Origin of the sequence: Myceligenerans salitolerans (assembly GCF_017349295.1) — a bacterium.
Lineage (GTDB): Bacteria > Actinomycetota > Actinomycetes > Actinomycetales > Cellulomonadaceae > Myceligenerans > Myceligenerans salitolerans.
The window spans coordinates 88,266-99,863 of the sequence record NZ_JAFMPK010000024.1 but is presented as its reverse complement, the minus strand read 5'-3'; the positions used below and the strand labels follow the sequence as shown (position 1 = coordinate 99,863).

The following is an 11,598-nucleotide window of genomic DNA, read 5'->3' as shown; positions in this document are numbered from 1 at the left end:
CTAGGCCCTGTTTCGGAAGTGGTGTGTGACCTGCGGGTTCGGCATGCTGCGGGTCCGTGGTGGATGCGGCGGGGCGGCATGATCTGAGCGATGAGGCGTGGGCGGTGGTTGAGCCGCTGCTGCCTGTGGCGTCGTGCGGGCGACCGGCGCGGAACCTGCGTCGGCAGGTCGACGGGATCCGGCACCGGGTCCGGGCGGGGTGTCCGTGGCGGGACGTGCCCGAACGGTATGGGCCGTGGTCGAGCCTGTACCGAGTGTTTCGCCGCTACCAGCGCGAGGGCGTGTGGGACCGGGTGCTGGACGCGTTACGGACGCTGGCCGACGCCTGCGGGCAGGTCTGCTGGGAGGTGTCGATCGACTCCACGATCGCCCGGGCGCATCAACACGCCGCCGGTGCCCGGCGGGACCCTGCAGCGCAGAAGGAGTCGCCTGGGGCCGAGCCTGCCGATCACGGGCTGGGCCGATCGCGGGGCGGGTGGACCACGAAGCTGCATGCCGCCTGTGAGCAGGGGCAGAAGCTCATGGGGATGATCGTGACCGGCGGGCAGCGGGGCGACAGCCCGCAGTTTGGGCCAGTGCTGGACACGATCAGGGTCGCCCGGCCCGGCGGGATCGGTCGTCCGCGGACTCGTCCGGACCGGGTGCGTGGGGACAAGGCGTATGCCTCGGCGGGCAACCGCCGGCTGCTGCGTCGTCGTGGGATCCGCGCGACGATCCCGGAGAAGAAGGACCACCAGGCCAACCGGCTGAAGAAGGGCTCGGCCGGCGGGCGTCCGCCGAAGGTCGACTACGCCGACTACAAGAAGCGCCACGCAGTGGAGTGCATGTTCAACCGCCTCAAACGCCACCGGGCAGTGGCCACGAGGTTCGACAAGCTCCAGGTCCGCTACGAGGCAACCGTGAAGGTCGCCGCGATCGACGACTGGATCGACGCCGTAGTCCGGGCAGGCCAACCACTGGCATCCTGACCTGTGTGAACGACTCACTCCCGTCCTGGCTATCCAACCGGCCGGCCTGCTACGCCGACACCGAGGACGGCGGCTACGTCGAGGACCCCGGACACGTCGAGATCCTGCACATGCTCGCCGACCTGAACACAGGCGACAACACGTTCTTCGTGATCTATCCCGAGGACGAGGATGTCGACTGGTCGATCTCGGTCCACACCCGCCCCGGAGCATTCGGCGGCTACGAGATCGAACACCGCGACGCCGCCACCGGCGAACAGGCCACCACCACCGAGGCCGACCACACCACCATCACCACACACGTCCTGGACTGGATCAGCCACCGCTAGCCACTTCCGAAACAGGTCCTAACCGATAGAGGCGCAGGGCGGTCGCCCATACCCCGGGTGACCACAGGCATCGCTCCTCAGCGGGCCATACGACGGCATCGCGAGGCCATCGGGCTTGGCGTCCCGCATGAGTCCCCGTTTACGCGTTCTGACCAATGCTGGCTGCGATTTACCTCGACGCCCTCGAAGGCGCTAGGTTGTTCACGTAGCCCACGGCCTCGGCATTCCCCCTTGCTTCCGAGGCCGTGGGCTGCTTGCTTCACCGCGCAAGTCTCGAGATCAGTCCAGGATCGTCTGCGTCTCACCGATCCGGATCGCGGTGCTTCTCGGTTGTGAAGTGACGTCGATCGTGCCGTTCTGGTCACCGCCCTGCCATGTCACAGTCCAGTAGGCCGTGGCTGTCAGCGTGAGGTTCCCTGGGTAGGCGTTGAAGCTCGCCGGGAACCCGCACGTAGGACTCGGAAGCTTTGAGTCGCGCCCGTCATATGGCGTGCCAGCAGCATCCGCGCCGCGGCAGGTGACGGTCGCTAGCGCCTGCCCATTGCGACTGATCACCCACTCCGTGCGAGAGAGTGTGCCGGTGGCGCGCACTGACAAGCCTCCGTCAGCCGCCGTCCGCGTAATTGGGCCCGTCGTGTTTTCCGCGGGGTTCGAAACCCACAACCAGATCGGCAGACCGAGCTGTCCCATCGCATCGTTGCCAGTCGCGGGTGGCGGAGTGCTTCCGATGCTCCCCGTGGCGAGGTTCATGGCTGCGACTGCGCGTTGAGCCAGCTGCTCAGGCGAAATCTGAGGGGTATCTGGAGGGTTCGGAGCCCACTCGTAAGTCGTCCGCTCGCAATTGACACCGTCTACAGCACACTCGTATGGGGTGCATTCAATGATGACACCCGATTCATTACCTTCCCAAACCGGCTCGCTCTTCGGCGGCTGATCGGCAGCAACTCGAACATAACACCGACCATTCCACGACCCGTACTCCGAAGAGCAAGGAATCTGGCGGTTTTCGAACTCACAGGTTCGCCCTTCCGCACCTCCCCCCGGATCGCCAGGGTCTCTGCCGCCACCAGGATCACCCGGCCTATCACAAACCACTCTTACCGTCCCGTCCGGAAGCGTCACCTCATGACAGCCTGGTGGTGGGTCCGCAACTGCAGGTAGCTCCGATCCGACGGCAACTAGCACCGCGACAAAGACCGTAGCGACGACCCTGGCTAGCATGCTCGCTCCTGATTGCGCGCTTCTGAGATCAATGCCCATTCGCGACCTTTGCCACCTTGATTACGCATCTTGTAGGTGAGGACATAACGGCTCGGCACCGAAGCATCCCGAGGAATAAGATTGCCTTCACCATCGAACGTTTTAACCGTAGAAAAATCGACGCAAGCGTCGACTATGACTTCCTCAAATCCTGCTTTAGCAGGCGTATACCCTCTAGCCTGCATACTTATCACCGCAGCGGCGCCTTCTGTGTAAATTCCGTCCTGCCTACTTTGCTCATAGACTGATGTCATAGCTTGCCAGGCACGCTGCGTCCCCCAGAACGGGCCCAGATCCCGCTCCCACTTCTGATAACCATTATTGGCCACCTTCGCCTGTATTGCGTAGTACTCGACAAGCGACGCCTTGGCATCCGCAATGTTCTTTGCCTTGATCTGCGCGGCGGTGCTCGGCGACGGTGAGCCCGCAGGCGATGGCTCCTCGGTATCCGCCGCCGTGGGCGTGACCGAGGGGGACGGCTCCGGGGAGGCGGACCTCGTCGGGCTGGCGCCGAGTGCCCCCTGGATCCATCGGCCCTCGCCAGGGCCGTACGCGACAACCAGGCCAACCGCAACCAACGCGACCAAGCCCAGCGCCACCGCGCCTACGCGCAGCGGCGCACTGAAGCTGTTCGACATCCTGAGGCCTCCGGCTGGGATCGGGGGACTTGTCGGCGTTTCTAGACCTAGTGTCCGTGTCTGACGCGAACGCGCCACCGGACACCTTGTACAGGGTCCAGTAGGAGGTCGATGCCAGGCAATAGGTAAGGCGTGATACTTCACAACATCTCGCCAAGAGCGGACGTGCCGCACCAAGGTGGAGCCGCCAGCTCACGGAAAAGCATCATCTCACAGTTATCCACAGCGATAGTTGCAGATCGGCACCCAAGATGCGACCGGGCTAGATTGCTATGACGATTACCGCATGACGATGACGACCACCCACCCCGCCGCCGTGGAACCCGTCGGGTACACGGAGTTCTACGAGACACTCCGCAACCGGCTGCGCGAGGGCCGGCTGCGAGCTGCTCAAGCAGCGAACGTCGAGCTCCTGCTGGTCTACTGGCGCACCGGGAAGGAACTGATCGAACACGACGGCAAGTTCGGCTGGGGCACCAAGGCGGCCGAGCGGATCTCCGAAGACGTGCACCGGGACTTCACAGCCAAGGGCTGGACGCCGGCCGACGTCCTGCACATGCGGCAGTTCGCCGAGGCCTGGCCCGACTCCGACGCCATCGCGCGGGGAGCAATCGGTCTACTGCCGTGGGAGCACATCACCGTGCTGCTCGATCGGCTCGACACCCGCGAGGGCAGGGACCGGTACGCCGCCAAGGCGGTCAAACACGGTTGGTCGCCGGCTACCCTCGCTCACGCCATCGAGCACGAGCCGCGCCGTCGGCTGACGGAGTGCCTCGTCGACCGGAGGGTCGTCGGCGGCCATGGGTTCGAGATGCAGTCGGCATGAACGGGCACATGGACGGCTTGTCCACCGGAGCGAGTACGTCGGTGCATACCAGGTAGGCCTACGGCGAGCGGGCCGGTCAGGGACCGTGTCGTCCCGCCACGGCCCGCCGCCGTCGGCCTCCCGGATGCCCACAACGGCCAGTCGTGTTTGAGTCGTCTCACGTGCTCCCCTGCCCGGCCACACCCAGCAGTGGCTACCCACCGATGGGAGTATGTCTTGCGCACTGCGATACGTTCCGTGCCCTCGTGGACTCGTCGCCTGTCCGCGGGCCTTGTCAGCGCCTTCTTCACGACGGCGGGACTTGCCCTCACGACCCCGGGCGCTGCGGTGCCCAGCGGCGCCTCTCCGGTCACGCACCTTGATTCCACGAGCGTCCACCAGAACCGCACCATCGGGATCGTAGCTTCCGGTTTCACACCACGCGGAAAGCTCACATGGCAGCTGCTGGACGCGAACGACGGCGTCGCCTCGACCGACAGCGGCCGTGCCGACGATGACGGCACCGCATACCGCCAACTCACTCCGGCGCCGACCGTCGCTCCCGGTGCCCATACCCTGACGATCACCGACGACGACACCGGCAGCGTCGCAACTGCCACGATCCATGTCCTCCCAGCAGACGAGGCACCGCCGCTCTCGGTGGAACTCACCACGGAGCGGAAACCCGGCGGGACATCGGCGGTCCACGTGTCGGGCCTGCCCTCCGGGTCGCCCGCGCAGCTCGCACTCGGCCACGGCGGAATCTCGAGGCTGTCGCACGTCGCTCGCTTCCATGCCGACCACGACGGGCACTCGAGCATTCCGATCAGCCCCGGTGATCTCGACGGAGGCGAGCGAGTGATCTTCCTCAACACTGGTGATGGCTGGTTCACCGACGGAACGACGGTCTCACCACCGCCGTCTGGCCCATACCTCCACTTCCGCGACGGTGTCGCGAAGGTGCACCAGGAGCGCATCACACGGATCTCGGTCCACAACCTGCCGACACGCGGTGCGGTGATCTGGAAGGTGCGCGGGTCCGGCGGGCGCGATATGGGGACGTGGACGAGTACCGCTGTCGACGGGAGTGACTCGCAGTGGCTCGCCGCCCCGCCGCACATGGAGCCGGGTATGTACACGGTGGAAGTGGTGGCTTCGACGGATCCCGAAGCGGATGCGGTCGCATGGGCCGCATTCGAGGTGCTCCCCGCTGCGGACGCACCTGGGCACCCGTACGACGTCAGCCTGAGTGGTGGCCGGGTGCAACGGGGCGACGTCGTGACGGCGACCGTTCGCGGCGGCGGGATCCACGCGGGGTTGATTCCGGTGAATCCAGTCACAGGCCGATCTGTCTCGGCAGACCTCAGCGAGCCTGACGAGATCGGCAGGCGAACAGCAGACCTCGACACCGCCGGCCTGCCAGCCGGGCATGACGTCTTCTACGTCGCCGTCCACGACGGGCGCACCTGGCATCTCACGGGAACGGAGCTCTCCGTGGTCGATCCGTGACGGCTCCCGCCACCGCCTTCGTGTCCTGCGATCCTGAGCGCTGCGGTCACACCAGACCGGCAAGTCTCGACGCGGAGCCCACGTGCACCTTCTTCGTCCGCCACTTGCTGCCGTCGTACTTCGACGCACCACTTTCGAACAGCAGGTGGACCTTCCCGCCGTAGACCGCCATGCCCTCGGCCATGGGCGGGGCCTGGAAGCAACGCGACCGGGCCTGGCTCTCGAAGTTGGTCGTGTAGTCCCTCGTGGTGACATAGACGTTGGAACGATTGCCCCGGCCCCAGGACGTCGAGAAGAAGTAGCGGTGCTTCCGGACCACGAGCCCTTGGGTCTTGAGCGGGACCTGCCTGCGCGCCCACGAGGTGTCACGCGAGAGCCTGCCGTCGGTACCGAAGTCGTACCGGTACATCCAGTCACGCGAGGATGAGTTGAACTTCCCGGCGTACAGCTTGCCGTTGTACGCGTACATGAAACTCGCGGCATAGCCGAGGCTCTGCAGTGTGCCGTAGTAGGCCACGTACGGCATGTTGGCCGCACCGGTTCTCCGCTGCGCCACGGCGTTCCGGACGGAGGCCTTCGAGTAGCGCCGGACCTTCGTGTTGTCCGCGTCCGTGATGTAGATGTAGTTGCCCCGGATCGCCATGCCCCCGGCGTGAGTCTCCTTGATCTTGAAGCCGCCGACGACCTTGCCACCCGACGTCATCGCGTACACGAGGCTGTTGCCGCCGTTCTTGCGGTACATCGTGACGAGGAGAAGGTCCTGCGTACCACCGTTCCAGTTGTGCCAGGTGGCAATCGCCTGCGGTACGTAGTTGGTCAGGTAGTGGTCGCCGTCGACCCGCCCCGTGAACGTGTTCGTGTAGGTGGGTGACGCCCAGTTGTCGCCGCCGCTCTGACAGGCGATCGCCGATGCGGTCGCCAGAGTCGGCACCTTGTCCTGCGGTGCGGCGACCACTCCCGCGGTGATCATCGCGGTCACGCCGGCCACCGCCGTCAGCCTGCCGAGCAGCTTCTTCATCGTTCGCCTCCGCGCCGGGACCCGGGCCGCCGACTACGGACCCGGTTCAGGGAGTGTGACACGGACGGCACATGAGCACGATGGGGAGAGCTCCCCGGCCGAACGGCCACCCTTGCGAGTAGGGCACCCCGTCGGCTCAGTGGTTCTTGCCCGCCGCATCGATCTCACTGATCAGTTCTTCCGTCTCCGGCTCGGGCTCCATGTCGAGCTGCTCGAGGTGATCACGAAGCCGGTCGATCAAGCGACCGGCTGCGTCCATCCGGCCGCTCGCGTATTCCGTACGGATCGAGTTCCGCCATGAGCGTTCGTCAGCCGGGTCGGCGATCCGCCCCACGCGTGACGCCTCGCGCGCGAGACCCAGGTCTCCCTCGGCGAGTGCCCGACGAGACACCTCGTGCGCCACGTCCACCACGCCGGCGGCCATCTCCTGCATCAGCACCTCGGCCCACACGTACTTGCGGGGTGGCGTGTCCTGGAAAGGCACGCCGCGCACCAGTTCGAGCGCGCGCCGCAGGTCGTCGAGGGGTGTCGCCGTCAGGTCCGGTCCAACCAGCTCGCAGAACAGGTCCCAGTCGGTCGTCACACCACGCAGCCGATAGCCGGCCTTCTCCTGATCCACCTGGGATCCGTCGTCCGTGGACCAGTACCGCGGCAGGTACTCGAAGCCGTAGGCGTCCGTGCCGAGCCAGCGTCGCGCTCGGGACACCGCGCTGCGCCGTGTCGCGAGGTTGGGGTCACGCGAAGGCCACAATGCGCGCGAGATGTCCGATCCGCGAGCTCCGGGATTGAACGCCAGGAATGCCACGAGTTCCATGGCCTGCCGCTGGTGACTGGCCGGCAGGTCCGTCCCGGCACACCCGGCCAGCTCCACGGTCCCGAGCACTCGCACCACCGGCGTTCGCGCAGGGTGTGGCGCCTCCGGGGCCTCCAGATCATCGTGCACGACGACGGCCGTGGCGGGCGGGGTGTCAAGGGTCCCGTTGTCATCGACCGGGGCCTCGTCCTCGCCGAGTGTCCTCGTCCAAGGGTTCGCGTCGTCGTTCCAGCCGTCCGGTCCCTCCTGCAACGGGACTACCGGTCCGGCCGGAGCGACAGGCGTCACCGGTGCTGCCGCGACGTCGGAAGCATTCGCGTCTCCGGCCAGATCCATCGGGACGGACCTGGCCGAACCTGACGCGGGCCGCACGACCGCACCCCCTCCGGTTCCTACACCGACCTCGACCGCAACCTTCTCCCCCACCGGAGCCTCCACGACATCCTCTGCAACAGCTTCCGCGTCCACGTCTGCGCCCGTCCGGGCCATCTCGTCGTAGTCCGGCAACGCCTCCGGCTCGACCAGCTCCGGCTCCCCCGGAGCAAGGTTGCGCGCCCAGGCCGGGCCGGCGACCGGCTCCGGGTCACCGAGCAGCTCCAGCGCCTGAACGTAGGTCTCGGCATCGAGCTGCTGCGGGCGCACGGCGATGTAGGCGGGCACCAGAACGCCGCGCGACTTGTCGCCACCCGTCAGCTCACCGCTCAGGTCGAGCATCCACTCGCCGATCTCGGCACACGACGTCACCGCCGCGATGCCGACACCCGGGACGCGCTCGACCAAACCTTCCAGCCGCGTACGCTCCGCGGCTGCGAGGGACTCCCCGACCAGCAGGATCTCCGGCGTCCACGCGTCCATGGCGAGGCCACGGCCGCGGGCATCGGACAGGTCTGCCGCCCCGACCTGGGCGAGCGTGCGGTCGACGTCCGCCGCACGCGCCTCGAGCTCCCGCACGATGCCCGCCACCGATGGAACGTGCCGGATCCGGCCGGTGTCGACGACGCCGGGCAGGTCGCTGAGGGCCCCGACCACGGTGACCTGGAGGTCGTCCGCCCACAGGGACGTCGCCAGCTCCACGGCGAGCGCCGCGAGGGTCGCCTGCGCACCGGCGTCACTACCGCGAATGTCCAGGCAGCCCACGTTCTCGAGATCGACCATCAGATGGGCGTTCTCGTCGTCGTGCCCCAGGGTGACGAGTGACGGGTAGGGCGACTCCATGAGGTCCGGGGTCGCCTTATCGCTTGCCACGGCCGGGTTCTCGCCCGCCGGGAGCTGCCAGACGTAACGGTCGGTGGTGCTGACCCACGGGGGCGGCAGTTCGGCCGCCCGGTCGAGGTAGAGCTCGATGAACTCGCCGGACTTGAGTCGCGCGACGCGGACGCCAGGGAGCGCGAGGCCTCTCTCGCGGTGCCAGCCGGCGAGAGTTCGCAGTGCGATGTCGACCTGTTCGCGTCCGAGCTTGTCGGCTACGGCGCGCAAATCGGTCTCGAGTTCCGCCGAGGGTGATCCGGGCGTCGGGAGCGAGATCCGCTGGCCGGGCCTGCGCCGACGGCGCGCACGGTCACGGCGCGCGGCGAGCAGGGTCAGGATTCCGGCGGCGAGGAGCCCGCCCACTCCTGCCGTGGTGCGGACGTCAAAGGCTTCGAGGAGTTCGTCGGAGAGGCTGGCGTCGACCAGCGCAGCGCTGATGGCCGGTTCGGGTTGAGCGGCGGCGGACGCCGCGGCAGAGGAATCGGGCGCGGCGACGCTGACCGAGCCTTGACCGTCGGCGAGCGCAGGTGCGGACTCCGCGATGTCAGGGGATGTCCCGGCACCGGGTTCGAGGTGCGGTTCGACCGCCAGGTCGTCGGGCGTGACCTTCTGGTACCCGGGCACGTCGGTGGAGTCGCCGGTCGTCGCGCCGGGGGGCTCGGGCCCGTCCCGGCCTTCGCCGGGTCCCTCGTCGCTGTCCGGGCTCGAGGTGTTCGCGGCTGCGCCACCTGGAGGAACGGCTGCGACGGAGGTGTCGTCGTCCGAGGGGGTGTCCTCGCCGGCAGTTTTCTCCGTGGCGGGTGCGGACTCCTCGATCTCAGGTGTCTCGGTATCCGACTCATCGACTTCGTCGAGCGCTGGCGCCTCGTTCTCGGTGGCGGTCTCGGTGTTCGAGGCCGAAGAGCCGTCGTCGTCCGCGCCTGGCCGATCGTTCACCGCCGGGGTGGTGTCCTTCTCGCCACGCAGTGCGCCGCGTGGGAGCGGTTCGGTGACGTCCTCGCCGGCCGTGGCATCGTCGCCGGCTTCCTGAGCGGCCGAGTCGGCCGGTTGGTCGGCAGGGACCTCGTCCGACGGGGCCGGGTCGCCGGCGGTGACGTCGTCCACGGGCTCCTCGACCCGTTCGGCCATCCGCTCGCCGTCGCCGTCGTCCGTGGCAGCTTCTCCGGAGGCGGCGTCCTCGGACGCCTCGCCCTGCGGGGTGCTGTCGTCGGAAGCCGCGGACTCGGCCGGGTCGTCCGCGCTTTCGCTGTCGGCCGCGTCGCCTCCCGGAGCGCTCGCCTCGCCACTGCTCCCGCCGGACTCCTGCTCGTCCGCGCTCTCGCCGGAGTCTGCCGTCGATTCCTCGGTGTCGTGTCCGGGTGCCGGTTCGACGTCCGGCACCGGCTTCTCCGCCTCGTCGGTACCCGGGACCGTGACCCGCCAGCCCGGGTAGATCAGGTCCGGGTCGGTGAGCTTTCGGCCATCGGGCTGAGTCGTCGAGCGGGATGCCTCGTACAGGTCGGGGTACCTTGTCCCGTCGCCGAGCTCCTCCTCGGCGATCTCCCAGAGGGTGTCGCCCCGTTCCACGGTCACCTCACTGGACCCAGCAGGCCTCACCTCGGAGATCGCCACCGTCTCGGAGGCCTGCGACACGTCGGCGACCTGGTGCACGGACGGCCCCGAGGCGTCGTCCGGCAGTGTCAGTACCCAGCCGGGCCGGACCCAGTGGGATCCGTCGAGCGCGCGCCCGTCGTCCTGCTGTGTCCCGTAGTTGAGGTGGGCGATCTCCTTGAACCGCGTGCCGTCGCCCAGCGTCTCCTGCGCGATACGCCAGAGGGAGTCGCCCGGCTGCACCGTGTAGGTCTTGGGATGGGCGTCCGACGACGTCCGCGCGCTCTCCGCCTTCGTCTCGGCCCGGGTCTTGGTGACCTTGATCGCCGAGGAGCTCTGCCCGGCCTCGGGAAGGCTGCCCTGGCGGTCCGGGCTCGCCACGGGCATTTCCCCGGAGGCGGTACCGGGTGTCGCCACCCCGCCTGGCACCGACTCGAGCACACTGCTCGCGACCGGGTCCGAGGACTGTCCGTCGACCGGATCGATCACCTGCGAGCTCGCCACCGCCTCGCCCCCGGCCGGCGTGGCGAGCACCAACGCCACCACCGCGCCGACCAGCACCGAAGCGAGCCTCTGCTGCAGCCCCAGGCCACGCAGGCGCGGAGCCTTCACCCCGCGGATCACCGCGACGAACTCCACCAGCACGGCCACGGCGAAGGTCGCCCATCCGAGCCAGCCCACCACCGTCACCAGGCTGAGCGTGACCTCGCCGCTGACGTCCGGGGCGGACATCACGGAGATGAACCTGTCCCACGACAACTCCCCGCCGAGCAGCGGTACGCCGAACGTCCACAGCCCGATCGGGATACCGACCACGAGCACCAGCAGCAGGGCCACGGACAGCACCCCGCGGACGACGCGACCGGCCAGGCCACCTGCGCCGGGAGCGGGCCCTTGCGGGGACGTGCCGCCGGGTGTTCCGGACGGAGTTGCCGCTGCCTTGCGTTCAGTCGTGGTGCTCATCAGGATCCCTCCTGGGTGATACCGCGCACGGCTCTGGCTTCCGCGGATCCCTCCGCGGTGAGTGAGCGGATGCCGATCAGGGCAAGGAACTTCGTTTCGTAGGTGACGGTGGCACGAACGGCGATGGACGCGCCCTGGACGTGATCGACCTGGCCGGAGACACCGGCCGCCGCGAGATGGGACTCGGCGGCGGCGATGGCGGCGGCCTCGTCGAGCGTGGGTGGCCGGCCGTACTGCGCCTCGGAGATGTCCTGCTCCTGGGCGCCGGCACGCGCTGCCTGCTCCGCGGCGTACTGGGCGTGGTCGGCCGCCTGGAGCCGTCCACCGCCGTCGACGACCAGGCCGATGGCGATGATCAGTGCGGGGATGAGCCCCGCGACGAGGATGTTGACCTCACCCCGCTGCGGCGCGTCGCTCGAGAGGGCCTGGCGACGGTGGAGGGTTGGTGTCCTCATG

General features: G+C 68.0%; 8 protein-coding genes. 4 read left to right on the top strand and 4 right to left on the bottom strand.

Going from position 1 to position 11,598, the window contains the following annotated elements:
* Positions 1-59: 59 nt before the first annotated feature.
* The gene (locus J0911_RS04495; protein ID WP_307864893.1) at positions 60-968 is read left to right on the top strand and encodes an IS5 family transposase; all 909 of its coding nucleotides are present in this window, start codon (positions 60-62) and stop codon (positions 966-968) included.
* Between the two features lie 5 nt (positions 969-973).
* Positions 974-1,297, top strand: coding sequence for a hypothetical protein (locus tag J0911_RS04490; RefSeq protein WP_207274113.1), 324 nt, complete (start codon positions 974-976; stop codon positions 1,295-1,297).
* A 1,214-nt stretch (positions 1,298-2,511) separates the two neighbouring features.
* On the opposite strand, the gene J0911_RS04485 is transcribed toward J0911_RS04490, so the two are convergent.
* Entirely contained in the window at positions 2,512-3,195 is a 684-nt protein-coding gene (locus tag J0911_RS04485; RefSeq protein WP_207274261.1) for a hypothetical protein, read from the bottom strand.
* Between the two features lie 286 nt (positions 3,196-3,481).
* Between J0911_RS04485 and J0911_RS04480 the strand changes: the two genes are divergently transcribed.
* Complete coding sequence (locus tag J0911_RS04480) at positions 3,482-4,021, top strand: DUF1016 N-terminal domain-containing protein (protein ID WP_207274260.1); 540 nt, start codon at positions 3,482-3,484, stop codon at positions 4,019-4,021.
* Positions 4,022-4,258: 237 nt separating this feature from the next.
* Positions 4,259-5,509, top strand: a complete 1,251-nt coding sequence (locus tag J0911_RS04475; protein WP_207274259.1) for a hypothetical protein — start codon at positions 4,259-4,261, stop codon at positions 5,507-5,509.
* A 46-nt stretch (positions 5,510-5,555) separates the two neighbouring features.
* Here J0911_RS04475 and J0911_RS04470 read toward each other — a convergent pair whose 3' ends face one another.
* From J0911_RS04470 to J0911_RS04460, 3 genes are all read right to left on the bottom strand, one after another.
* Complete coding sequence (locus J0911_RS04470; protein WP_207274258.1) at positions 5,556-6,527, bottom strand: hypothetical protein; 972 nt, start codon at positions 6,525-6,527, stop codon at positions 5,556-5,558.
* Positions 6,528-6,663: 136 nt separating this feature from the next.
* On the bottom strand, positions 6,664-11,142 hold the full coding sequence (locus J0911_RS04465) for a LysM peptidoglycan-binding domain-containing protein (RefSeq protein WP_207274257.1): 4,479 nt from the start codon (positions 11,140-11,142) through the stop codon (positions 6,664-6,666).
* Positions 11,142-11,597, bottom strand: a complete 456-nt coding sequence (locus tag J0911_RS04460) for a pilus assembly protein TadG-related protein (protein ID WP_207274256.1) — start codon at positions 11,595-11,597, stop codon at positions 11,142-11,144. Before J0911_RS04460 ends, J0911_RS04465 begins: the two co-directional genes overlap by 1 nt.
* Position 11,598 lies beyond the last annotated feature (1 nt).

Bases quoted from the DNA above. Each gene is read 5' to 3' on its own strand.
- J0911_RS04485 (WP_207274261.1), bottom strand. From the start codon at position 3,195: ATGTCGAACAGCTTCAGTGCGCCGCTGCGCGTAGGCGCGGTGGCGCTG.
- J0911_RS04480 (WP_207274260.1), top strand. From the start codon at position 3,482: ATGACGATGACGACCACCCACCCCGCCGCCGTGGAACCCGTCGGGTAC.
- J0911_RS04470 (WP_207274258.1), bottom strand. From the start codon at position 6,527: ATGAAGAAGCTGCTCGGCAGGCTGACGGCGGTGGCCGGCGTGACCGCG.
- J0911_RS04465 (WP_207274257.1), bottom strand. From the start codon at position 11,142: ATGAGCACCACGACTGAACGCAAGGCAGCGGCAACTCCGTCCGGAACA.
- J0911_RS04460 (WP_207274256.1), bottom strand. From the start codon at position 11,597: ATGAGGACACCAACCCTCCACCGTCGCCAGGCCCTCTCGAGCGACGCG.